This is a genomic window from Lelliottia sp. RD5 (assembly GCF_056032945.1).
The window spans coordinates 34,766-58,560 of sequence record NZ_JBVYHQ010000002.1; the positions used below are offsets into that span (position 1 = coordinate 34,766).

Below are 23,795 nucleotides of genomic sequence, written 5' to 3' on the forward strand. Positions count from 1 at the left end.
CCGCCGGGCGGCAACGAACGAGTAGCAAAACGATGAGTCTGAACCTGGTAAGTGAACATTTGCTCGCAGCGAACGGCCTGAGTCATCAGGATCTGTTCTCCATTCTTGCCCAACTGACCGAGCGTCGTCTCGACTACGGCGATCTCTATTTTCAGTCGAGCTATCATGAGTCCTGGGTTTTAGAAGACAGCATCATTAAAGATGGCTCTTATAATATCGACCAGGGCGTTGGCGTTCGCGCCGTGAGCGGTGAAAAAACCGGTTTTGCCTATGCCGATCAGATTAGCCTGTCGGCACTGCAACAGAGCGCCCAGGCGGCACGTACGATTGTCCGTGAAACCGGTGATGGCCGCGTCAAAACGCTGGGTGAAGTACAACATACCGCGCTGTATACCAGCATCGATCCGCTGCAAAGCATGAGTCGTGAAGAGAAGCTGGACATTCTGCGCCGCGTGGACAAAGTGGCGCGTGCGGCAGACAAACGCGTGCAGGAAGTGTCGGCCAGTTTAACGGGTGTATACGAACTGATTCTGGTTGCGGCAACGGACGGTACGCTGGCGGCAGATGTGCGCCCGCTGGTTCGTCTGTCGGTGAGCGTTCAAGTGGAAGATGACGGCAAACGTGAGCGTGGCTCCAGCGGCGGCGGTGGACGTTTTGGCTACGAATGGTTCCTGGCTGACGAAGACGGCGACGTGCGTGCGGATGCATGGGCAAAAGAGGCTGTCCGTATGGCGATGGTTAATCTGAACGCGGTCGCAGCACCTGCGGGCACGCTGCCAGTGGTATTGGGCGCGGGCTGGCCAGGCGTTCTGCTCCACGAAGCGGTCGGTCACGGTCTTGAAGGCGACTTTAACCGTCGCGGCACGTCCGTCTTTAGCGGTCAAATGGGTGAGCTGGTGGCGTCCGAGCTGTGCACCATTATTGATGACGGCACCATGGCCGATCGTCGTGGCTCCATTTCCATCGATGATGAAGGGACGCCTGGGCAGTACAACGTGCTGATCGAAAATGGCGTGCTGAAAGGCTACATGCAGGACAAACTTAACGCACGTCTGATGGGCGTTGCCCCAACGGGGAACGGCCGTCGTGAATCCTACGCGCACTTACCGATGCCGCGCATGACCAACACTTATATGCTGGCGGGTAAATCTACGCCGCAGGAGATTATCGAATCCGTTGATTACGGTATCTTCGCGCCAAACTTTGGCGGCGGACAGGTAGATATCACCTCCGGTAAATTTGTCTTCTCAACCTCAGAGGCCTATCTGATCGAGAAAGGCAAAGTCACCAAAGCGGTGAAAGGGGCGACGCTGATTGGTTCTGGAATCGAAGCGATGCAGCAGATTTCAATGGTCGGTAACGATCTCAAACTGGATAAAGGTGTTGGCGTCTGCGGTAAAGAAGGCCAGAGCCTGCCGGTTGGCGTAGGCCAGCCGACGCTGAAAGTCGACAGTTTGACGGTCGGCGGCACAGCCTGATTGTGGATTCAAAATGCCCTCTACGGAGGGCATCTTATTACTCTTTTCGTCTTCCTCGCATCCCCTGATACAACTCTGCCACTTCCACAAAATAATCCGTCAAATAGTTAATACAGACCTGAACCTTCAGCGGCAGCTTGTCTTTCTCGGTATACAGTGCGTAGACCGGGCGCGGATCGGACTGATAACGCGGGAAGAGGATCTCCAGTTCACCGCTGTTGATCTCATTGATCACCCACATCAGCGGTACGTATGCGATCCCCGCGCCGGCCACCAGCCAGCGAGAAATGGTCATCGGATCGTTGGTCACAAACCGCCCCTGCGGCAGCAATTTGGTTGAAATGCCTTCAGGTGCGATCAGCTCAAACTCGTTGTCAGGCCGCACGCTGTATTCCAGCCATGAATGATTGCTCAGATCCGCAGGTTTTTCCGGGACGCCAAATTGCGCCAGATAGTTTTTTGAGGCACAGACGACCATGGGCATACTGCCCAGTCGACGGGAGAAAAGGCTAGAATCCTGGAGCGCGCCGACGCGGATCACGACGTCCAGCCCGTCAGCAATCAGGTCCGGTGCCGGGATCCCGGTAACTAAATTAACCGTTAGCCCTGGGTACTCTTTCAGCATTTCTGCGGTCATACCGGCAAGAACATTTTGTGCCATAGTTGAAGAACAGCCAATCCGAAGTGTGCCGATTGGCGTGTTATTAAAGGCATAAAGTTGTTCATGCACATCCTGGACTTCATGCAGCATGCGCCGACAGCCCTGATAATAAATTTTACCCGCCTCCGTCAGCCCGATGCTACGGGTGCTGCGGTTTAGCAGCTTGACCTGGAGTTCATCTTCCAGTTTTGACACCGTCTGGCTGATGGATGACACACTCATGTGCAGCTGTCTTGCGGCGGCGGTAAAAGAGCCAAATTCGACGACTTTGGCAAAGACGGACATGCGCTTTAAACGTTCCATTGTTCACTCTGGCTTAAAAGTGATTTAGATCACATATTATAGATAACAGCATAACAGTTACGTTAAAATATTATTAATGAGTTAACGGCTTCGCCATTCCCGCCCGGCTTTTCTTGCCTTCCTGCGATGGCGTGAGCGTAAAAAATTCAGTCGCCTGCTCGCTCTATAATCAAGGTCAACATGAGTCTGTTTCCCGTTTTCGTGGTGTTTGGTCTCTCCTTCCCACCGATTTTTTTCGAACTGATTTTATCACTGGCGATTTTCTGGCTGGTGCGTAAGGTGCTGGTCCCGACCGGTATCTACGATTTTGTCTGGCATCCTGCATTGTTTAATACCGCGCTGTATTGCTGCCTTTTCTACTTAATATCGCGCATGTTTGTCTGAGGTAGATGTGAAAACACTAACAAGAAATATCTCCCGTACTGCCATTACCGTGGCGCTGGTTATTCTGGCCTTTATCGCCATCTCACGCGCATGGGTATTTTATACCGAATCACCCTGGACGCGTGATGCGCGCTTTAGCGCGGATATCGTGGCGATTGCGCCTGATGTGGCGGGCCTTATTACAGCGGTCAATGTGCGTGATAATCAGCTGGTCAAAAAAGATCAGGTTCTCTTCACGATTGACCAGCCACGCTATCAGAAGGCATTAGAAGAGTCAGAAGCAGACGTGGCCTATTATCAGGCGCTCGCCACGGAAAAACGCCGTGAGGCGGGACGTCGCAATAAGTTAGGCATTCAGGCCATGTCTCGCGAAGAGATTGATCAGTCGAACAACCTGCTGCAAACCGTTCTTCATCAGTTGGCAAAAGCAGAAGCTACCCGCGATCTGGCGAAACTGGATCTGGAGCGTACGGTCATCCGCGCGCCCTCAGATGGCTGGGTCACAAACCTCAACGTCTACACTGGTGAGTTTATTACGCGCGGCTCAACGGCAGTGGCGCTAGTCAAACAGCACTCCTTCTACGTTCTGGCTTATATGGAAGAGACCAAGCTTGAGGGCGTTCGTCCAGGGTATCGCGCCGAAATCACCCCGCTTGGCAGCAACCGTGTGCTGAAAGGCATGGTGGACAGCATTGCCGCAGGCGTCACCAACTCAAGTGCCACTCGCGACAGTAAAGGAATGGCCACCGTAGATTCCAATTTAGAGTGGGTACGCCTTGCGCAGCGTGTACCGGTGCGTATTCGCCTGGATGACGAGCAGGGGAATCTGTGGCCCGCCGGCACTACGGCGACGGTAGTCATTACTGGCGAGAAAGATCGCGACGCCAACAACGACTCACTGTTCCGTAAAATCGCGCACCGCCTGCGTGAGTTTGGTTAATCGCGATGGGCATTTTTACCATTGCCAGCCAGCATCTGCGCTTCGCCGTTAAGCTGGCGTCTGCCATCGTTCTGGCACTGTTTGTAGGCTTCCACTTTCAGCTGGAGACACCGCGCTGGGCAGTGCTGACAGCGGCGATTGTTGCAGCCGGTCCCGCTTTTGCCGCCGGGGGCGAACCCTATTCCGGCGCTATCCGCTATCGCGGTATGCTGCGTATCGTAGGGACTTTTATCGGCAGTGTGGCCGCGCTGGTTATCATTATTACGATGATTCGCTCGCCGCTGCTGATGCTAATGGTGTGCTGCGTCTGGGCCGGTTTTTGCACATGGGCTTCTTCGCTGGTGAAAGTGGAAAACTCGTATGCCTGGGGGCTGTCCGGTTACACCGCGCTGATTATTGTGATTACGATTCAGGCTGAGCCTTTACTTGCACCGCAGTTTGCCGTTGAGCGTTGCAGCGAAATCGTGATTGGTATTGTCTGCGCGATCGTTGCCGATCTGCTGTTCTCGCCGCGATCCATTAAACAAGAAGTCGACCGTGAACTGGATGCCATTATTGTCGCTCAGTACCAACTCATGCAGCTGTGCATTAAGCATGGCGACAGCGAAGAGATGGACAATGCCTGGGGGGCGCTCGTCCGCCGTACCGCTGCGCTGGAAGGAATGCGCAGCAACCTGAATATGGAATCTTCACGCTGGTCGCGTGCTAATCGACGCCTGAAAGCCATTAATACGGTGTCATTAACGCTAATCACCCAGGCGTGCGAAACCTTTCTTATCCAGAACACCCGCCCTGAAGTGGTCACGGATACGTTTCGCGAACTGTTCGAGGAGCCGGTTGAAACGGTGCAGGATGTGCATCGACAGCTCAAACGCATGCGCCGGGTAATGGCCTGGACCGGTGAGCACGATACGCCGGTGACTATCTATACGTGGGTCGGCGCGGCGACGCGTTTTCTGCTGCTCAAGCGCGGCGTGGTGAGTAACACCAAAATCAGCGCTATCGAAGAAGACGTTTTGCAGAGTGAAGTGGTGATCAAACCCGAATCGGCCGAACGCCACCATGCTATGGTCAACTTCTGGCGAACTACGCTGGCCTGCATGCTCGGCGCGTTATTCTGGCTCTGGACCGGCTGGACATCCGGGACAGGGGCGATGGTGATGATTGCCGTCGTCACATCGCTGGCGATGCGGCTGCCGAATCCACGCATGGTGGCGATTGACTTCCTTTACGGCGCTATCGCTGCACTGCCCATCGGTGCGTTCTACTTCCTGGTGGTGCTCCCGTCGACCCAGCAAAGCATGTTGTTGCTGTGTATCAGCCTGGCGGTGCTGGCGTTCTTTATTGGGATTGAAGTGCAGAAACGTCGGCTGGGCTCACTCGGTGCGTTGGCCAGTACCATCAACATCCTGGTGTTAGATAACCCGATGACGTTTCACTTTAATCAGTTCCTCGACAGTGCGTTAGGCCAGCTGGTGGGCTGCTTCCTGGCGATGATGGTGATTCTGCTGGTGCGCGATAATTCTCAGGCGCGTACCGGACGTGTGCTGCTGAACCAGTTTGTCTCTGCGGCCGTTTCGGCGATGACGACCAATACCGCGCGTCGCAAAGAAAATCATCTGCCCGCGCTGTATCAGCAGCTGTTTTTACTCCTGACGAAATTCCCCGGCGATGTCGCTAAATTTCGCCTGGCGCTGACAATGATCATCGCCCACCAGCGGCTGCGGAATGCGCCGGTGCCCATCAATGATGATTTGTCAGCGTTTCACCGCCAGCTTCGCCATACCGCCGATCGCGTTATTTCGGCCTCCAGCGACGATAAACGCCGTCTCTACTTTAGTCAGTTGCTGGAGGAGCTAAACGTTTATCAGGAGAAACTGCGTGTCTGGGAGGCCCCACTGCAGGTGACGGAACCGGTCCGACGGCTGACGGACGTCCTCCATCGCTATCAAAATGCGCTGACCGATAGCTAAAGACCGAAAAAACCGACGCCAAAAAGCGTCGGTTTTTTTGTGGCTATACTTAATCTGGCAGGTTCTTAAACCCAGATCAGGAGGACACATGACCACCCAGACTCTTCAGGATAATGCGCTTTTCCAGACCGGCTATCTGGTCGACGGCGTGTGGAAAACGCTGGACACCACCTTTGATGTGCTCAACCCGGCAACGGGTGAAGTGGTCGCGAAAGTGGCTAAAGCGGGGAAAAAAGAGACCGAAGAAGCCATCGCGGCGGCCAGTCGCGCTTTTCCTGAATGGCGAGCCAAAACGGCGAAAGCGCGTTCAGCGATCCTGTATCGTTGGTATGAATTAATTATCGAGAATAAAAGCTGGCTCGGGCAACTGATGACCACGGAACAGGGCAAACCCCTGAAAGAAGCGGAAGGTGAAGTGGAATACGCCGCCAGCTTTATTCAGTGGTTTGCTGAGCAGGCAAAACGCGCTAACGGCGAGATCATCCCGCCCGTAAAACCCGGCTCCCGCATTCTGGCAACCCGTGAGCCGATCGGTGTCGTAGCGGCAATCACGCCGTGGAATTTCCCGATGGCAATGCTGACCCGCAAGCTCGGCCCGGCACTCGCCGCAGGCTGTACCGGGGTGATTAAACCCGCTAACAATACTCCGCTGAGCGCGTTCGCGCTGCTAACGCTGGCCAAAAAAGCCGGCGTCCCGGATGGCGTGCTTAACGCTGTGGCGGGAAATACCCATGAAATCAGCGATGCGATTATGGCCAGCCACGAGGTGCGCAAAATCTCGTTTACCGGTTCAACCGAAGTGGGTAAAACGCTCATGCGTAACGCTGCGGAAACCATGAAAAAGGTGTCGATGGAACTGGGCGGCAATGCGCCTTACATCGTCTTTGAGGATGCGGACATCGATGCGGCGGTGAAAGGTGCGATTGCCAATAAATTCCGTAACGCGGGTCAGGTGTGCGTCAGTGTGAACCGCTTCTACATCCAGGAATCTGTCTATGACACCTTCGTGGAAAAACTCGCCGACGCGGTCGAGGCGCTGAAAGTGGGGAATGGTCAGGAAGAGGGCGTCATTGTGGGCCCATTAATTGAACCTTCCGCGGTCAAAAAAGTGCGCGAGCACGTCGAGGATGCTGTGGCAAAAGGCGCGACCGTGCTGGCGGGGGGGAAACCGCATGCACTGGGCGGCAATTTCTGGCTCCCAACCGTGCTAGGCGATTGTCACGAGGGCATGAAGCTTGCCGAAGAAGAGACGTTTGGGCCCGTTGCAGCGTGCTTCCGATTTACCTCGGAGGATGAAGTTATTCAGCGTGCGAATAATACGCCGTTTGGTCTGGCGGCTTATTTTTATACGCAAAACCTGCAGCGTGTTTTCCGCGTCTCGCAGGCGATTGAAAGCGGGATGATTGGCATCAATGAATGCGCTGTATCCACCGAGCTGGGGCCGTTTGGCGGTGTGAAAGAGTCAGGGCTGGGCCGCGAGGGTTCGGTCCTGGGGCTGGAGGAATTTCTGGAAGTCAAAACCCTGCATATCGGGGGATTATAATCAGCGTCAGGGCGGCGGAAGTCGTCTGTCTGGACGGGGTGGCGGCAATGAATATCTACACGTTTGATTTTGATGAAATCGACAGTCAGGAAGACTTCTGGCATGAATTTTCACGTACGTTTGGACTTGAACGGGGAAAAGTCACCGATCTGGATTCGCTGTGGGATGTGATTATTAGCGGGGGGTTACCCATGCCGCTGGAGATCGAGTTTACCCATTTGCCGGAGAAACTACGTCGGCGATTTGGCGCTTTGATTCTGCTGTTTGATGAAGCGGAAGAAGAGCTGCAAGGGCAATTACGTTTTAACGTTCAGCCTTCCTGATGGGCATAAAAAAGCCCCTGACAAAGTGTCAGGGGCAAGTCGTATGATGAGATACGACGAGGGTTTATTTGTACAGCTCAGCCGTTGCGTGCCAGTGATCGCCCTGAGTTAACTCAGTCACGCGATAGCTGCTGGCACCTGCTTTCTCAGCTTTAGCCGCCAGTTCCTGACGGATATCCATTGGTGCGCCCCCAATAGAGGTGACCGATACGCTACCCATTGATTGCAGATTCTGCGCTTCGTCTGAATTCACCAGGTGTGCAGCAGCGCTGGCACCGAAGGAGAGAACGGAAGCTAAGCCAAGGGTTGCGATGATTAATTTGGTTTTCATAGTCATTTTCCTCAATAACGTTTTCTCAACGGCCAGAAGGATTAAACTGCTTTTTTTATGCCTGGTGCCGCTGAGTTGATAATTACAGTGTTCGGTGTGGCCTTAACTTATTTGTAAAGCTCAGCAGTCGCATGCCAGTGATCGCCTGAACGCGCTTCAATAACGCGATAAGAGGATGCACCTTGCTCTTGCGCTTTTTTGTTCAGCATTTCATGCATATCCATCGGAGAAGTACCGATTGCGCCTACTGATACGGTGCCCATTGCCTGACGGGACTGTGCTTGATCCGCGTTAATAGAGTCGGCGGCGAAAGCACCGAATGACAGGACAGACAGAATGCTCAGTGCTGCTACAGTTGATTTGATTTTCATGATTCTTTACCTCGTCGAATTTATTGGGGTCTTTCGTTTCGTGACCCTCATCACAAAATCAAGTATACACTAATCACGCTAAAAATTAATACCAGACTAATGGTTTCCTATGTAATTAGGTGTTAATGAGTCGAGCAGATATAACCAAAATGAATAAAAATGGTTAAATAATCGACATTTAAATTTTTAATTTTAATAAAATCATCATGATAGGTATTTTTGATTTTTTGTGCGTTTTGTTGATGTGACATTCACTGGATGAATAGGAAAAGGCAGGGGAAAGCACTAATTGCAAAATAGAAGGGCAAAATAATAGGGTGTGAAAGGGGGAAGGGGCAGAAGATTCCCCGCTGCCATTAACAGCAGGGAAGGACTTTAAAGCTCTTGTTCGAACAGCATCAGGATGGCTTCGTACAGATCTTTAACCGAGAAACCGTTCGCAGGCGTCGTGAAGATCGTATCGTCACCTGCAATTGTTCCCAGAATACCTTCAGATTTACCCAATGAATCAAGCAGGCGAGCGATCAGCTGTGCAGCGCCTGGGCTGGTGTGAATCACGACAACGGCATCGTTATAATCAATGTCCAGAACCAGATTCTTCAAAGGGCTGGAGGTGGTCGGCACGCCTAACTCTGCTGGCAAGCAATAGACCATTTCCATTTTGGCGTTGCGAGTCCGTACCGCGCCAAACTTGGTTAACATGCGGGAGACTTTTGACTGATTGATATTCTCGAAGCCCTGTTCCTGTAAGGCCAGGACGATCTCTCCCTGAGAGCTAAATTTCTCTTCTTTGAGCAGCGCTTTAAACGCTTTCACTAATTCTTCTTGTTTTGACGAGCTTCGCATATGTCACCCTATTCAGGACGATGGAATGTCATCATTATGCATGTAAATGAATTTTTATGCAAATTATCGGACGAGGATGAGGGGGAGATAATGTTATGAAAGGGAGTGATTTTATCAAATTTTGTTATCGGAAAACATGCCTGGGTCACGTCGCGCAAATAACCTTAAAAGTAAATTAAATGTTATCAAAATGATGTTGTTTTGATGACGAGGCAGGGTGTATGGTAACCCCCTCTTGATTCGTTGCTTTGTTGCTGAAAATTGCCCGTAAGCGTTCAGGCGAAGGCGAAAGAAGTGCGACCTCAAATTCTTTAGCTACGAAAATTGTTTTTATTCATCTGCTGAATTAAGGTCGCCGCAACGGAGTACAGACATTTAAGTTAACCATAATAAGGAGTTTAGGATGAAAGTCGCAGTCCTCGGCGCTGCTGGTGGTATCGGCCAGGCGCTTGCCCTACTACTGAAAACCCAACTGCCTTCCGGCTCAGAACTCTCCCTGTATGATATTGCTCCGGTCACACCTGGTGTGGCAGTTGACTTGAGCCACATCCCAACAGCTGTGAAAATCAAAGGCTTCTCCGGTGAAAACGCACGTCCAGCGCTTGAGGGCGCAGATGTGGTGCTGATCTCCGCAGGTGTCGCGCGTAAACCGGGGATGGATCGTTCCGATCTGTTCAACGTTAACGCCGGTATCGTGAAAAACCTGGTTCAACAGATTGCTGAAACCTGCCCGAAAGCGTGCGTGGGTATCATCACTAACCCAGTAAACACCACGGTTGCTATCGCAGCAGAAGTGCTGAAGAAAGCCGGTGTATACGATAAGAACAAACTGTTTGGCGTGACCACGCTGGACATCATCCGTTCCAACACGTTTGTTGCGGAACTGAAAGGCAAATCGCCATCTGATATCGAGGTTCCGGTTATCGGTGGTCACTCTGGCGTGACGATTTTGCCATTGCTGTCGCAAATCCCTGGCGTGAGTTTCTCCGAGCAGGAAGTGGCTGACCTAACTAAACGTATTCAGAACGCCGGCACCGAAGTGGTCGAAGCGAAGGCGGGTGGCGGTTCAGCGACACTGTCTATGGGCCAGGCGGCTGCACGTTTCGGTCTGTCTCTGGTGCGTGCGCTGCAAGGCGAGAAAGGCGTAGTAGAATGTGCGTATGTTGAAGGGGATGGCGAGCATGCCCGCTTCTTCTCACAGCCGCTGCTGCTGGGCAAAAATGGTATCGAAGAACGTCAGTCAATCGGCAAGCTGAGCGCGTTTGAACAACAAGCGATGGAAGGCATGCTGGACACGCTGAAGAAAGATATCACTCTGGGTGAAGAGTTCGTAAGCAAGTGATCGACCCCCAGTTATAAAAAAACCGGAGCCATGCGCTCCGGTTTTTTATGCTTTTTAGTTAGTGGCGGGATATTCCTGAATCGTCACCTGAAGCGTCAGTTTTTTGTCATTACGCATCACTTCGACTGGAATAATCGAGCCAGGACGAATCTCCGCCACCTGATCCATGGTTTCCAGCGCGGATACGGCAGGCGTGCCGTTGACCGAAACAATCACGTCATTCACCTGTAGCCCTGCGTTAGCCGCCGGACCGCCCGGTGTCACTTCATTGACCACGATACCCTGAATCTGATCGATGCCGCCGCCCTGGGTGTGCATTGGCGCAATTTCACGGCCACCGATGCCAATATAGCCACGGATCACGCGGCCATCGCGAATCAGCTTGTCCATAATTTTGTTTGCCAACTGGAACGGGATCGCAAAGCCGATGCCCTCAGGCGTCTCGCCATCGTTACTTTTATCGAACGACAGGGTATTGATGCCCATGAGTTCTCCCAGCGAGTTCACCAGCGCGCCGCCGGAGTTACCGTGGTTAATAGAGGCGTCCGTTTGCAGGAAATTTTGTCGCCCGGAGGGGTTCAAACCGATACGACCGGTTGCGCTGATTATCCCCTGGGTAATAGTTTGCCCAAGGTTATAAGGGTTACCAATCGCCATCACCACATCGCCAATATGCGGCGTGCGTTTACGGTTGATCGGAATCACCGGCAGCCCGCCCGTGGCATTGATTTTGAGGACTGCGAGGTCGGTCAGCGTGTCCGAGCCAACCAGTAAGGCTTCAAACACACGGCCATCCTGCAGGGCGACGATAATCTGATCCGCGTCGTTGATAACGTGTTTATTGGTAATGATGTAGCCGCGCTCATCCATGATCACGCCGGAGCCGAGAGTACGAATCTCCAGTTGATTATGCGCGGAGCTATTGAGGCCGCGGTTATAGACGTTAACCACAGCAGGCGCAGCACGGCGAACCGCCTGGTTGTAGCTCACAGGCGTCTCATCAGCACTGTCGAAACGCGGTGCCGCCAGCTGATTTAACTGACGTAAAGAGGGCATTGCAGCCAGTAATAGGCCGCCAACGACTAAACCGATAGCAACTGAACGAAATAGCTTAAGAAACATGATGCGGGCGTCATTAATTAAGGGACGGATGCAGCATAGCATGACTTATCCGGACATCACATGCAGCGGTGATGTCCGGATGAGCGAATGCTTAGCGTAACAGGATGTAGAGCGTATCGTTGCCACGGACGATTTGCAGCGCAATCACGGCTGGCTTGCTTTCCAGGACCTTGCGCATCTCTGCGATCGACTGAACACGGTTACGGTTAACACCGATAATGACGTCATCCTGATGCAGGCCTGCCTGTGCGGCGGGACTGCTCTTTTCGACGCTCTCGATAGAAATACCTTTGGTACCGTCTTTAAGCTGCCCATCGCTGAGCGCCGCGCCTTGCAGCGCAGGGGCGATCAGTTCAGCACTGGCCGATGATGAGGTGCTCTTATCCAGGGTGACTTCGACTTCCAGCGGCTTGCCATCACGCAGCAGCCCAAGTTTCACCTTCGTCCCGGGCTCCGTGGTGGCAACACGGGAGCGTAATTCAGCGAAGCTGCTCAGCGGCTTCCCGTTGAGGCTAACGATGATATCACCCGATTTCACCCCCGCTTTTGCGGATCCGGAGTTTGGCAGAACTTCACTGACAAATGCACCGCGCTGCACGTCGAGATTAAAGGCTTTTGCGATGTCAGCGCTCATTTCCATGCCTTTAATTCCCAGCAGCCCGCGCTTCACCTCGCCTGATTCAATCAGCTGCTGCGACAGGATTTTGGCCATATTGCTGGGGATCGCAAAGCCGATCCCGACGCTGCCGCCACCTGGCGCGAGGATCGCGGTGTTGATACCAATCAGCTCACCGTTGAGATTCAGCAGCGCGCCGCCGGAATTGCCGCGATTAATAGAGGCGTCAGTCTGGATGAAGTTCTCCAGGCCTTCGAGATTCAGACCGCTACGACCCAACGCGGAGATAATCCCGGAGGTCGCCGTCTGGCCCAGACCGAAAGGGTTACCCACGGCGACGGCAAAATCACCGACGCGGAGTTTGTCGGAATCCGCGATAACAATTTGCGTCAGCTTGCTGGGATTTTGGATTTGCAGCAGTGCGATATCACTTTGATCGTCGCTGCCAATCAGTTTGGCATCAAACTCGCGACCATCGTTCATCTGCACACTGATTTTATCGGCCTGGCTGATAACGTGATTGTTCGTCAGCACGTAGCCCTTCGCCGCGTCAATCACCACTCCGGAGCCTAGCCCTTCAAACGGCTGGGTTGGCTGATCGGGCCCCTCTTCACCAAAATATTTTTTAAGCTCTTCGGGTATACGTTGGCTCTGCGCCGCCGTGCCCTCAACCTTGATGCTGACCACCGCCGGCAACACTTTTTCAAGCATTGGTGCAAGGCTTGGAATAGCCGCCTCACCAGGCACCTGTGAAGGCAGGGCCGCAGTCGCAGGCCATGACGCCGTGAGAGATAACCCGACACTTAACGCGATAGCGCTTAACAGCTGGTTTTTTTTCTTCATTGATGCTGGCTCTCATAACCTGGAATAAAGGGAAAAACGGCCCAAAAACAGTTTGATGTTATTGAATTTTAAACCACTGAACAATGAGGTAATTGACTAAATAATAGCTGGGAAGGGAAAGAAAAGACGGGCGCAAGGACTGCGCCCGTAAAATATATTGGAGATGTGCGATTAATCGCGTTTTACACCACCGCGCAGCAGGCCGGATGCACCGTCTGAGTAATCACGCGGCATCTGCACTGGAACCTGGTCGTTGCTGGCTTCGGACTCCGCCAGACGGTTGCGGAACGGGTTGCTTTCAGCGCCCATCTCCGGCAGCAGATTGCTGGAGCTTTTTGCCATATGTTGGTACAGCTGGCGATAGTCATCGGCCATGTTGTCCAGCAGCTCGGCGCTACGGGCAAAGTGGCTGACCAGCTCTTCACGATACTCTTCCAGTTCGGCTTTGTTTTTTTCCAGTTCGTATTGTAACGACTGTTGCTGACGCAATTTGCGATTACCGAAACGCATGGCTACAGCACCGATTGCGATGCCGACGACTAAACCAATTAGCGCATATTCCCAGGTCATGAACTTCTCCCGTTGTCTTGTGGTTCCGTAGGGTATTGGCGCGGCTCCTGCCTGTGCCTGATTATGCCACTATAACCGCTATTTCTTCAGAAGTGGAATCCTGACGTATCATCGCGTACTGTAGAACGGCCTTTTTTTCACCAGTTGAGCATGCTGGCGAGGATTAATTGAAGGAATAACAACAAGATCATGCAAAGCCTGTCTCCAACATCGCGTTACCAACAAGCCCTGGACGAGGGCACTCACCAGCCAGATGATGTGCAGCGCGACGCGGTAAATCGCCTGAATTCTATCTATCAAAAATTGACGACCGAACCCACTGAAACAACGCAAACCAGCGGGCTGAAAGCCGCGTTTGGGCGACTGTTGGGGAAAAAAGAGCCGCAGACGGCTCCCCCAATTCGCGGCTTATATATGTGGGGCGGTGTGGGGCGGGGCAAAACCTGGCTAATGGATCTGTTTTATCAAAGCCTGCCGGGCACGCGGAAGCAGCGTTTGCACTTCCACCGCTTTATGCTGCGCGTGCATGAAGAACTCACGGCGCTGCAAGGCCACAGCGATCCGCTGGAAATTGTCGCCGACCGTTTTAAAGCGGAAACCGACGTCCTGTGCTTTGATGAGTTTTTTGTCTCAGATATCACCGACGCCATGCTGCTTGGCGGCCTGATGAAAGCCCTTTTCGCACGCGGCATTACGCTGGTGGCGACGTCGAATATTCCGCCAGACGATCTGTACCGTAACGGTCTACAACGCGCGCGCTTCTTGCCTGCAATCGATGCGATTAAAGAACACTGCGACATCATGAATGTGGATGCGGGGGTGGATTACCGTCTGCGCACGCTGACCCAGGCGCATCTCTGGCTGTCTCCTTTGAATGAGCAGACCCAGGGCCAAATGGATAAACTGTGGCTCGCGCTGGCGGGTGCTAAGCGTGATACATCGCCTGAACTGGAAATCAATCACCGCCCATTGCAAACCCTTGGGGTAGAAAATCAAACCCTGGCCGTGTCGTTTGCGACGCTGTGTGTGGATGCCCGCAGCCAGCACGATTACATTGCGCTCTCGCGTCTGTTTCACACCGTGATGCTATTTGATGTTCCGGTGATGACGCCGCTGATGGAGAGCGAAGCCCGCCGTTTCATTGCACTGGTGGATGAGTTTTACGAGCGCCACGTCAAACTGGTGGTCAGCGCGGAAGTGCCGTTATATGAAATTTACCAGGGCGAGCGGCTGAAATTTGAATTCCAGCGCTGTTTGTCACGTTTGCAGGAAATGCAAAGCGAAGAGTATTTGAAGCGTGCTCACATGCCCTAGCGCATGGTTTTTAACGGTGTGAAAGGTGTTGTCAGAGAACGCATTCGACAAAACTGGCAGCTTACCGGAAAACCTTGCGACTAATCACATTTAGGGGTCGATCTTTGACCCTGACTTCTCTATAATCTTGCGACCCCACGTTACGAGAAGGTTTTTTTCCCAAAACTTTCTATGTGCCGGCATAGGCTATTCGAAGGGGTAGGTTTGCTGGACAATGTCGTGTGAGCCTCAACTGACTAAACGTTTGGGTGTTCACCAACGTGTAACTTATTATTTGGGTAAGCTTTTAATGAAAACTTTTACAGCTAAACCAGAAACCGTAAAACGCGACTGGTATGTTGTTGACGCGACCGGTAAAACTCTGGGTCGTCTGGCTTCCGAACTGGCTCTTCGCCTGCGCGGTAAGCACAAAGCGGAATACACTCCGCACGTTGATACTGGTGATTACATTATCGTTCTGAACGCAGAAAAAGTTGCTGTAACCGGCAACAAGCGCGAAGACAAAATTTATTACCATCACACCGGTTTCATCGGTGGTATCAAACAAGCGACCTTTGAAGAGATGATTGCCCGCCGTCCTGAGCGTGTGATTGAAATCGCGGTTAAAGGCATGTTGCCAAAGGGCCCGCTGGGTCGTGCTATGTACCGTAAACTGAAAGTTTACGCAGGCAACGAGCACAACCACGCGGCACAGCAACCGCAAGTTCTTGACATCTAATCGGGATTATAGGCAATGGCTGAAAATCAATACTACGGCACTGGTCGCCGCAAAAGCTCCGCCGCTCGTGTGTTCATCAAACCGGGCAGTGGTAAAATCGTAATCAACCAGCGTTCTCTGGAACAGTACTTCGGTCGCGAAACTGCCCGCATGGTAGTTCGCCAGCCGCTGGAACTGGTTGATATGGTTGAAAAATTGGATCTGTACATCACTGTTAAAGGTGGTGGTATCTCTGGTCAGGCTGGTGCGATCCGTCACGGTATCACACGCGCTCTGATGGAGTACGACGAATCCCTGCGTTCTGAACTGCGTAAAGCTGGCTTCGTCACTCGTGACGCGCGTCAGGTTGAACGTAAGAAAGTGGGTCTGCGTAAAGCACGTCGTCGTCCACAGTTCTCCAAGCGTTAATCTTTTTTCTGCCTTGGCAGAAGGATTGGCGAAAAACCCGCTTCGGCGGGTTTTTTTTATGGATAATGTTAATGTTATCCACAGTATTTATTTGATTCTCAGTTCTTTTTCAGCATTTCCAGAATCCCCTCACCACAAACCCTGCAAAATCTGGTAAACTATCATCCAATTTTCTGCCCAAATGTCGGCGAACCCTCGATTTTTGTTCAATTTATGCACAAATCGGTTGTTCTCTGGGATGGGTGACAAATCATCTGGCTAGCCATCGTGGCTAGTAGCAGTACTATTCTGAATATACCTGGAGGTTTTCATGGCTGTCGCTGCCAACAAACGTTCGGTAATGACGCTGTTTTCTGGTCCTACTGACATTTATAGCCATCAGGTTCGTATCGTGCTGGCCGAGAAGGGTGTCAGTTTTGAGATCGAGCATGTGGAAAAGGATAACCCGCCTCAGGATCTGATCGATCTCAACCCGAACCAGAGCGTACCAACGCTTGTGGATCGCGAGTTGACCCTGTGGGAATCCCGCATCATTATGGAATATCTGGATGAGCGTTTCCCTCATCCGCCGCTGATGCCGGTTTACCCGGTTGCGCGTGGCGAAAGCCGCCTGTATATGCAGCGTATCGAGAAAGACTGGTACACGCTGATGAACGTTATCGCCAACGGTTCCTCTTCTGAAGCAGATGCTGCTCGTAAGCAACTGCGTGAAGAATTGCTGGCGATCGCCCCGGTGTTTGGTCAAAAACCATTCTTCCTGAGCGATGAGTTCAGTCTGGTCGATTGCTATCTGGCTCCGCTGTTATGGCGCCTGCAGTCTCTGGGCGTAGAATTTAGCGGTCCGGGTGCGAAAGAGCTGAAAGGCTATATGACTCGCGTGTTTGAGCGTGATTCTTTCCTCGCCTCCCTGACAGAGCCGGAACGCGAAATGCGTCTTGGCCGAGGTTAACGATTGTGGAAATGTCACAGCTGTCTCCACGCCGTCCGTATCTGCTGCGCGCCTTCTATGAATGGCTGCTGGACAACCAGCTGACGCCGCACCTGGTGGTGGATGTGACGTTGCCGGGTGTGCAAGTTCCGATGGAATACGCGCGCGACGGGCAAATCGTGTTGAATATTGCTCCGCGTGCGGTCGGTAATCTTGAGCTGTCCAACGACGAAGTGAGCTTCAACGCCCGCTTCGGCGGTGTACCGCGTCAGGTTTCTGTGCCACTGGCAGCCGTACTGGCGGTCTATGCGCGTGAAAACGGCGCGGGTACGATGTTTGAGCCGGAAGCGGCTTATGATGAAGACGTCGCCCGCCTCAACGATGAAGACGGCTCTACCGGTAGCGAAAGCGAAACGGTCATGTCCGTTATCGATGGCGATAAGCCCGATCATGACAATGACAACGATCCGGATGACGATCCGCCGCCGCGCGGTGGTCGCCCAGCGTTACGTGTTGTGAAATAATCAAACAGGCCCCTTGGGCCTGTTTTGCTATCCAGGGATTTTCGCTACGCTAAAAATCCTATGATATGATAAATCGTTGTCACTGATTGTCACTCTCCTGACCCGAGTTTTTATGAAACCAACTGATCTTCAAGCGGAAAATTCAACCGAAACCGTGGGTCGCAGTTTGCGTCGTCGTCCGCTGGCGCGTAAAAAACTCTCCGAAATGGTTGAAGAAGAACTGGAGCAAATGATTCGCCGGCAGGAGTTTGCGCAGGGAGAACAACTCCCGTCAGAGCGTGAACTGATGGAGTTCTTCAACGTTGGGCGTCCATCCGTGCGTGAAGCGCTGGCCGCGTTAAAACGCAAAGGGCTGGTGCAGATTAACAATGGTGAGCGCGCGCGCGTTTCCATGCCTTCTGCCGACACCATCATCGGTGAACTCTCCGGCATGGCGAAAGATTTCCTCACGCAACCCGGCGGGATTACCCACTTCGAGCAGCTACGGCTGTTTTTTGAATCCAGCCTGGTGCGCTATGCGGCGGAATACGCCACGGATGAGCAGGTTGAAAGCTTGTCAAAGGCGCTCGAAATCAACAGTCAGTCACTCAGTGACAATGCGCTATTCATCCGCTCCGATGTCGATTTTCACCGCGTGCTGGCGGAGATCCCCGGTAATCCCATCTTTATGGCGATCCACGTAGCGCTGCTGGATTGGCTGATCGCGGCCCGTCCAAAAGTCTCCGACGCCGAACTCTACGAGCACAATAACGTCAGCTATCGCCAGCATATTGCGATTGTCGATGCGATCCGCCGACACGATCCCGATGAAGCCGATCGGGCGCTTCAGTCCCATCTCAACAGTGTTTCCGCCACCTGGCACGCCTTCGGCCAGGGATCCAAAAAGAAGAAATAACGATCCTTTAGTGAAGCAGATCGCATTATAAGCGTTCTGTATGCAGTGCTGCTTATTTGTTCTGGTATAACAGGTATAAAGGTATATCAATTAAGTAGACCAAAACACACTGAGGTATCTATGGCAAAGCAATTACGTGGCGTGATGGCCGCACTCCTGACTCCATTCAACAATCAGCAGGCACTCGATAAAGAGAGCTTACGTCGTCTGGTGCAGTTCAATATTCAGCAGGGGATCGACGGTCTGTACGTCGGCGGTTCAACCGGCGAAGCCTTTGTACAAAGCCTTTCTGAGCGCGAACAGGTTCTCGAAATCGTGGCGGAAGAGGCGAAAGGCAAAATCACGTTAATCGCGCATGTCGGCTGCGTAAGCACGGCGGAAAGCCAGCAGTTAGCGGCGTCTGCCAGCCGTTTTGGGTTTGACGCTGTGTCAGCTGTCACACCGTTTTACTATCCCTTCAGCTTTGAAGAACATTGCGACCACTACCGTGCAATTATTGATTCTTCGAATGGTTTGCCGATGGTGGTGTACAACATTCCGGCGCTGAGCGGCGTAAAGCTGACGCTTGATCAGATCAACACCCTGGTGACGCTGCCGGGCGTTGGCGCGCTGAAGCAAACGTCGGGCGATCTCTTTCAGATGGAACAGATCCGCCGCGCGCATCCGGATCTGGTGCTCTATAACGGCTATGACGAGCTCTTCGCTTCAGGTTTGCTGGCAGGCGCTGATGGCGGTATCGGCAGCACGTACAACATTATGGGCTGGCGCTACCAGGCCATCGCCAAAGCTGTCCGCGAGGGTGACAACGCGACGGCCCAGCACCTGCAAAGTGAGTGCAATAAAGTTATCGATCTGCTGATAAAAACCGGCGTATTCCGGGGCCTGAAAACGGTTCTGCATTACATGGATGTGGTCTCCGTCCCGCTATGTCGCAAACCCTTTGCACCGGTGGCTGAACACTATTTGCCTGAGCTAAAAGCGCTGGCGAAACAATTGATGGTTGAGAAGGCGTAGTGCGTTGCCCGGCGGCGCATTGCCACCGGGCTAAACAGACAAAAACAGAGCGTCGGGAGAGTTAAATGCGTATTCCTACCCAAAGCATCCCGTGGTACCGCCATCTCAGCCGCCCCCAGTGGCGCGCCTTCTCCGCCGCGTGGTTGGGATATCTGCTGGATGGTTTCGATTTTGTATTGATAGCGCTGGTGTTAACGGAAGTTAAAACGGAGTTCGGACTCACAACGGTCGAGGCGGCCAGCCTGATATCCGCCGCCTTTATCTCCCGATGGTTTGGCGGCTTGTTGCTTGGCGCTATGGGCGATCGCTACGGGCGAAAACTGGCGATGATCACCAGTATCGTGCTGTTTTCCTGTGGGACGCTGGCATGCGGTTTTGCGCCAGGCTACATCACGATGTTTATTGCCCGCATGGTGATCGGCATGGGAATGGCAGGCGAATATGGCTCGAGCGCCACCTACGTGATCGAAAGTTGGCCCAAGCATCTGCGTAACAAAGCCAGCGGCTTTTTGATCTCCGGTTTCTCTGTGGGGGCCGTTATCGCGGCGCAGATCTACAGTCTCGTCGTACCCGTCTGGGGCTGGCGCGCGCTGTTCTTTATCGGCATTCTGCCGATCATTTTTGCCCTGTGGTTGCGTAAAAATATTCCGGAAGCGGAAGACTGGAAAGCGAAGCACGAAGGCAAAGCGCCCGTGCGCACGATGGTGGATATTCTCTATCGTGGCAAACATCGGGTGATAAATATTGTCATGACGCTCTTCGCGGGCACGGCGCTGTGGTTCTGTTTTGCCGGAGAGCTAAACAATGCTGGTCTGGTGATGATCCTCGGCCTGCTGTGCGCCTTTGTGTTTATCAGCTTTATGGTGCAAAGCAGCGGTAAGCGCTGGCCGACGGGCGTGACGCTGATGGTGGTCGTGCTGTTTGCGTTCCTCTATTCATGGCCGATTCAGGCGCTGCTGCCGACCTATCTGAAAACGGATCTGGCTTACGATCCGGCGATGGTGGCGCGTGTGCTGTTCTTCAGCGGATTTGGTGCAGCGGTTGGCTGCTGTGTTGGTGGTTTCCTGGGCGACTGGCTGGGGACGCGCAAAGCATACGTTTGCAGCCTGCTGGCCTCGCAGCTCCTTATCATTCCGGTCTTCGCCATTGGCGGTTCCAATATTTGGGTACTTGGTTTTCTGCTCTTCTTCCAGCAGATGCTCGGGCAGGGTATTTCCGGCATTCTGCCGAAGCTGATCGGTGGCTATTTCGATACCGATCAGCGTGCAGCGGGGTTGGGCTTTACCTATAACGTTGGCGCGTTGGGTGGGGCGATTGCGCCGGTGATTGGTGCGCTACTGGCGCAACGTCTGGAGCTGGGCACCGCGCTCGGTTCGCTCTCGTTCGGCTTAACGTTTGTTGTCATCCTGCTGATTGGCCTGGATATGCCGTCTCGCGTGCAGCGCTGGATCCGCCCTGAGGCACTTCGCACCCATGATGCGATTGACGGTAAACCGTTCAGCGGAGCCGTTCCTTTAGGCAGCATCAAAAGCGAACGTGAGGCGGTGAAATGACGACGCTGGCTATCGATATCGGCGGGACCAAACTCGCTGCCGCGCTGATCGACGACGCATTGCAGATTCGTGAGCGACGCGAAATGCCCACGCCCGCCAGCAAAACGCCCGATGCGCTAGTCGCTGCGTTAACGGAGCTGGTGACCCCGCTGATGAAACAGGCAACGCACGTCGCCATCGCCTCGACGGGCATTATTCGCGAAGGTATTTTGCTGGCGATTAACCCCCTTAATCTTGGCGGGCTGCTTCATTTCCCGCTGGTACAGACGCTGGAAAACATCACCGGTCTGCCTGCCATGGCGGTAAACGATGCGCAGGCTGCGGCATGGGCGGAATACCACGCGCTAGAGATTGACTGTAGAGAGATGGTTTTTATTACCGTCTCAACCGGCGTCGGCGGGGGCATGGTGCTGAACGGGTTATTGCAAACGGGATCGGGCGGTTTGGCCGGGCATCTGGGCCACACGCTTGCCGATCCGCAGGGGCCGATATGTGGTTGCGGGCGGACGGGGTGCGTGGAGGCCATCGCCTCTGGCCGGGGAATTGCGGCGATGGCGCAGGGCGATCTGGCTGGTCTGGATGCCAAAGCGATATTCAGCCATGCGGCGCAGGGCCATCAGCAAGCCCGCGATATCATCGCGCGTTCCGCACTGACGCTGGCGCGACTGATTGCCGACGTCAAAGCCGTCACCGACTGCCTGACGGTCGTTGTGGGTGGCAGTATCGGGCTGGCCGAAGGGTATTTACCTCAGGTCGTTGAGTCGTTAGCGCAGCTCCCGCCGGTCTATCGCGTTGCCGTGCGCCCGGCACATTACCGGCACGATGCCGGTTTATTGGGTGCGACATTACTGGGTCGAGGAGGTTAATCATGATGATGGGTGAGGTGAGAGCGCTGTCTTTATCGGGAATTCACCCGGTCTTGCAAGACGCGTTGATGCTGGGCGTTGCGGCCTGGCCGCAGGATAAACCGCCGGGTCGCTACGCATTACAGGGCGACGATATCTTCATGAACGTAATGGAATTTGCCACGCAGTTACCGGAACAGAAGAAAGCAGAATTACACGCGTGTTACATCGACATCCAGCTTTTGTTGGCAGGTGAAGAGCGGATTCAGTACGGCGTGTCAGGTTCGGCGCGGCAGTGCGAGGAGCAACACGCAGAGGACGATTATCAGCTGTGTAGCCTGATTCATGGTATGCAGCAGATCGATATGAAGCCGGGGATGTACGCGATATTTATGCCCGGTGAGCCGCATAAACCCGGCTGCGTGGTGACGGAATCTGAAGAGATAAAGAAAGTGGTGATTAAAGTGCGTGCCAGTTTACTGAGCGCATAAAAAAAGCCGGATGGTTAACCCCATCCGGCTTTTGTTTTTACACTTCCAGGTAGTTCATGATCCCTTCGGCCGCTTTACGACCTTCGGCAATTGCTGTCACCACCAGATCTGAACCGCGAACGATATCGCCACCGGCGAAGATTTTCGGGTTGCTGGTCTGGAAGGCATTTTCGTTACCTTCCGGGGCAATCACGCGGCCCTGCGAGTCCAGCTCAACGCTGTGTTTCGCCAGCCACTCCATGCTGTGAGGACGGAAACCAAACGCCATCACCACCGCATCAGCCGGAACCACATGCTCTGAACCCGCCACGATTTCCGCGCGACGACGACCTTGCGCGTCTGGCTGACCCATTTCAGTACGCGCCATTTTCACGCCGCTCACTTTGCCGTTCGCATTCACTTCCACGCCCAGTGGCTGGACGTTGAACTGGAACTCCACGCCCTCTTCACGCGCGTTTTTCACTTCGCGTTTAGAACCTGGCATGTTCTCTTCGTCACGACGATAAGCACAAATCACGTGCGTGGCATCCTGGCGAATAGAGGTGCGCACGCAGTCCATCGCGGTATCACCGCCGCCAAGGACGACAACGCGTTTACCTTCCATGCTGACGTACGGCTCAGCGGTGGTTTCACCGAAGCCCATCATCTGCTTGGTGTTGGCAATCAGGAACGGCAGGGCGTCAAACACGCCCGGAGCGTCTTCGTTTTCCAGACCGCCGCGCATCGACTGATAGGTCCCGACGCCGAGGAATACGGCATCGTAATCCTTCAGCAGATCGTCGATCTGGATATCACGGCCCACTTCGACGTTCAGTTTGAACTCAATACCCATGTCGGTGAAGATTTCACGACGACGCGTCATCACCTCTTTTTCCAGCTTGAAGGCTGGAATACCGAAGGTCAGCAGGCCGCCGATTTCCGGGTGACGGTCAAACACGACAGCTTTGACGCCGTTGCGGGTCAGCACGTCAGCACAGGCCAGGCCAGCCGGACCCGCGCCGATAATGGCGACGCGTTTGTCGGTCTGACGCACGCCGGTCATGTCCGGACGCCAGCCCATCTCGAACGCTTTATCGTTGATATAGCGCTCGATGTTACCGATAGTCACCGCGCCAAACTCGTCGTTCAGCGTACAAGAACCTTCGCACAGACGGTCCTGTGGGCACACGCGGCCACACACTTCCGGCAGGGTGTTGGTCTGGTGAGACAGCTCAGCGGCTTCGAAAATACGCCCTTCATTAGCCAGTTTCAGCCAGTTCGGGATGTAGTTGTGTACCGGGCATTTCCATTCACAGTAAGGGTTGCCGCAGGACAGGCAGCGATCTGCCTGTGCCTTGGCCTGGCCTTCTGAAAACGGCTCATAAATTTCTACAAATTCAATTTTGCGGATCTTCAGCGGTTTCTTCGGCGGATCAACGCGCTGCAGATCGATAAACTGGTATACGTTCTGACTCATTGC

25 protein-coding genes are annotated in these 23,795 nt (G+C 53.5%); 17 read left to right on the forward strand and 8 right to left on the reverse strand.

Annotation, left to right across the window (positions count from 1 at the left end):
- The first annotated feature begins 32 nt into the window (after positions 1 to 32).
- Entirely contained in the window at positions 33 to 1,478 is a 1,446-nt protein-coding gene (gene tldD / locus AC0LWE_RS07890) for a metalloprotease TldD (RefSeq protein ID WP_059177292.1), read from the forward strand.
- Positions 1,479 to 1,515: 37 nt separating this feature from the next.
- Here the strand turns inward: tldD and aaeR are convergent, their stop codons facing one another.
- A complete protein-coding gene (gene aaeR, locus AC0LWE_RS07895; RefSeq protein WP_059177293.1) occupies positions 1,516 to 2,442 on the reverse strand; it encodes an HTH-type transcriptional activator AaeR in 927 nt (308 codons plus the stop codon).
- 180 nt (positions 2,443 to 2,622) lie between these two features.
- Here aaeR and aaeX point away from each other — a divergent pair, with 180 nt between their 5' ends.
- The 5 genes from aaeX (at position 2,623) to AC0LWE_RS07920 (ending at position 7,605) form a co-directional block, all read left to right on the forward strand.
- A complete protein-coding gene (gene aaeX, locus AC0LWE_RS07900) occupies positions 2,623 to 2,826 on the forward strand; it encodes a p-hydroxybenzoic acid efflux pump operon protein AaeX (protein WP_059177294.1) in 204 nt (67 codons plus the stop codon).
- 7 nt (positions 2,827 to 2,833) lie between these two features.
- A complete protein-coding gene (gene aaeA, locus AC0LWE_RS07905; RefSeq protein ID WP_219347330.1) occupies positions 2,834 to 3,766 on the forward strand; it encodes a p-hydroxybenzoic acid efflux pump subunit AaeA in 933 nt (310 codons plus the stop codon).
- 5 nt (positions 3,767 to 3,771) lie between these two features.
- Positions 3,772 to 5,739: a p-hydroxybenzoic acid efflux pump subunit AaeB gene (aaeB, locus tag AC0LWE_RS07910; protein ID WP_059177296.1), complete on the forward strand. Its 1,968-nt coding sequence runs from the start codon at positions 3,772 to 3,774 to the stop codon at positions 5,737 to 5,739.
- An 88-nt stretch (positions 5,740 to 5,827) separates the two neighbouring features.
- Positions 5,828 to 7,282: an NAD-dependent succinate-semialdehyde dehydrogenase gene (locus AC0LWE_RS07915; protein ID WP_219347331.1), complete on the forward strand. Its 1,455-nt coding sequence runs from the start codon at positions 5,828 to 5,830 to the stop codon at positions 7,280 to 7,282.
- 47 nt (positions 7,283 to 7,329) lie between these two features.
- A complete protein-coding gene (locus AC0LWE_RS07920; protein WP_059177298.1) occupies positions 7,330 to 7,605 on the forward strand; it encodes a barstar family protein in 276 nt (91 codons plus the stop codon).
- A gap of 64 nt (positions 7,606 to 7,669) precedes the next feature.
- Here AC0LWE_RS07920 and yhcN (AC0LWE_RS07925) read toward each other — a convergent pair whose 3' ends face one another.
- The 3 genes from yhcN (AC0LWE_RS07925) to argR form a co-directional block, all read right to left on the reverse strand.
- On the reverse strand, positions 7,670 to 7,936 hold the full coding sequence (gene yhcN / locus AC0LWE_RS07925) for a peroxide/acid stress response protein YhcN (RefSeq protein WP_059177299.1): 267 nt from the start codon (positions 7,934 to 7,936) through the stop codon (positions 7,670 to 7,672).
- 107 nt (positions 7,937 to 8,043) lie between these two features.
- Positions 8,044 to 8,307: a peroxide/acid stress response protein YhcN gene (gene yhcN / locus AC0LWE_RS07930; protein ID WP_059177300.1), complete on the reverse strand. Its 264-nt coding sequence runs from the start codon at positions 8,305 to 8,307 to the stop codon at positions 8,044 to 8,046.
- A 375-nt stretch (positions 8,308 to 8,682) separates the two neighbouring features.
- On the reverse strand, positions 8,683 to 9,153 hold the full coding sequence (gene argR / locus AC0LWE_RS07935; RefSeq protein ID WP_015960652.1) for a transcriptional regulator ArgR: 471 nt from the start codon (positions 9,151 to 9,153) through the stop codon (positions 8,683 to 8,685).
- 403 nt (positions 9,154 to 9,556) lie between these two features.
- Here argR and mdh point away from each other — a divergent pair, with 403 nt between their 5' ends.
- A complete protein-coding gene (mdh, locus tag AC0LWE_RS07940) occupies positions 9,557 to 10,495 on the forward strand; it encodes a malate dehydrogenase (protein ID WP_015960651.1) in 939 nt (312 codons plus the stop codon).
- Positions 10,496 to 10,549: 54 nt separating this feature from the next.
- On the opposite strand, the gene degS is transcribed toward mdh, so the two are convergent.
- The 3 genes from degS to zapG form a co-directional block, all read right to left on the reverse strand.
- Positions 10,550 to 11,617: an outer membrane-stress sensor serine endopeptidase DegS gene (gene degS / locus AC0LWE_RS07945; RefSeq protein WP_059178018.1), complete on the reverse strand. Its 1,068-nt coding sequence runs from the start codon at positions 11,615 to 11,617 to the stop codon at positions 10,550 to 10,552.
- Positions 11,618 to 11,708: 91 nt separating this feature from the next.
- Positions 11,709 to 13,076: a serine endoprotease DegQ gene (degQ, locus tag AC0LWE_RS07950; protein WP_059177301.1), complete on the reverse strand. Its 1,368-nt coding sequence runs from the start codon at positions 13,074 to 13,076 to the stop codon at positions 11,709 to 11,711.
- A gap of 171 nt (positions 13,077 to 13,247) precedes the next feature.
- Positions 13,248 to 13,646: a Z-ring associated protein ZapG gene (gene zapG / locus AC0LWE_RS07955; RefSeq protein WP_059177302.1), complete on the reverse strand. Its 399-nt coding sequence runs from the start codon at positions 13,644 to 13,646 to the stop codon at positions 13,248 to 13,250.
- A gap of 189 nt (positions 13,647 to 13,835) precedes the next feature.
- Here zapG and zapE point away from each other — a divergent pair, with 189 nt between their 5' ends.
- The 10 genes from zapE to nanQ all read left to right on the forward strand — a co-directional run bounded on the left by zapE (position 13,836) and on the right by nanQ (position 22,336).
- Positions 13,836 to 14,960 (forward strand): cell division protein ZapE, encoded by a 1,125-nt coding sequence (gene zapE / locus AC0LWE_RS07960; RefSeq protein ID WP_219347332.1) that lies wholly within the window; start codon positions 13,836 to 13,838, stop codon positions 14,958 to 14,960.
- Between the two features lie 289 nt (positions 14,961 to 15,249).
- The gene (gene rplM / locus AC0LWE_RS07965) at positions 15,250 to 15,678 is read left to right on the forward strand and encodes a 50S ribosomal protein L13 (RefSeq protein ID WP_015960646.1); all 429 of its coding nucleotides are present in this window, start codon (positions 15,250 to 15,252) and stop codon (positions 15,676 to 15,678) included.
- Positions 15,679 to 15,693: 15 nt separating this feature from the next.
- Positions 15,694 to 16,086 carry a 30S ribosomal protein S9 gene (gene rpsI, locus AC0LWE_RS07970; RefSeq protein ID WP_003860436.1) on the forward strand — a complete coding sequence of 131 codons (393 nt, stop codon included), beginning with the start codon at positions 15,694 to 15,696 and terminating at the stop codon, positions 16,084 to 16,086.
- A gap of 310 nt (positions 16,087 to 16,396) precedes the next feature.
- The gene (sspA, locus tag AC0LWE_RS07975; RefSeq protein WP_059177304.1) at positions 16,397 to 17,035 is read left to right on the forward strand and encodes a stringent starvation protein SspA; all 639 of its coding nucleotides are present in this window, start codon (positions 16,397 to 16,399) and stop codon (positions 17,033 to 17,035) included.
- A gap of 5 nt (positions 17,036 to 17,040) precedes the next feature.
- On the forward strand, positions 17,041 to 17,538 hold the full coding sequence (gene sspB, locus AC0LWE_RS07980) for a ClpXP protease specificity-enhancing factor (RefSeq protein WP_059177305.1): 498 nt from the start codon (positions 17,041 to 17,043) through the stop codon (positions 17,536 to 17,538).
- 112 nt (positions 17,539 to 17,650) lie between these two features.
- The gene (gene nanR, locus AC0LWE_RS07985; protein ID WP_059177306.1) at positions 17,651 to 18,433 is read left to right on the forward strand and encodes a transcriptional regulator NanR; all 783 of its coding nucleotides are present in this window, start codon (positions 17,651 to 17,653) and stop codon (positions 18,431 to 18,433) included.
- A gap of 120 nt (positions 18,434 to 18,553) precedes the next feature.
- Positions 18,554 to 19,447, forward strand: a complete 894-nt coding sequence (nanA, locus tag AC0LWE_RS07990; RefSeq protein ID WP_202668348.1) for an N-acetylneuraminate lyase — start codon at positions 18,554 to 18,556, stop codon at positions 19,445 to 19,447.
- Positions 19,448 to 19,512: 65 nt separating this feature from the next.
- Positions 19,513 to 21,000, forward strand: coding sequence for an MFS transporter (locus AC0LWE_RS07995; RefSeq protein ID WP_059177308.1), 1,488 nt, complete (start codon positions 19,513 to 19,515; stop codon positions 20,998 to 21,000).
- Positions 20,997 to 21,866, forward strand: coding sequence for an N-acetylmannosamine kinase (nanK, locus tag AC0LWE_RS08000; protein WP_202668349.1), 870 nt, complete (start codon positions 20,997 to 20,999; stop codon positions 21,864 to 21,866). Before AC0LWE_RS07995 ends, nanK begins: the two co-directional genes overlap by 4 nt.
- A 2-nt stretch (positions 21,867 to 21,868) precedes the next feature.
- A complete protein-coding gene (gene nanQ / locus AC0LWE_RS08005) occupies positions 21,869 to 22,336 on the forward strand; it encodes an N-acetylneuraminate anomerase (RefSeq protein WP_131486422.1) in 468 nt (155 codons plus the stop codon).
- A 37-nt stretch (positions 22,337 to 22,373) separates the two neighbouring features.
- Here nanQ and AC0LWE_RS08010 read toward each other — a convergent pair whose 3' ends face one another.
- Positions 22,374 to 23,792: a glutamate synthase small subunit gene (locus AC0LWE_RS08010; RefSeq protein ID WP_059177311.1), complete on the reverse strand. Its 1,419-nt coding sequence runs from the start codon at positions 23,790 to 23,792 to the stop codon at positions 22,374 to 22,376.
- Positions 23,793 to 23,795 lie beyond the last annotated feature (3 nt).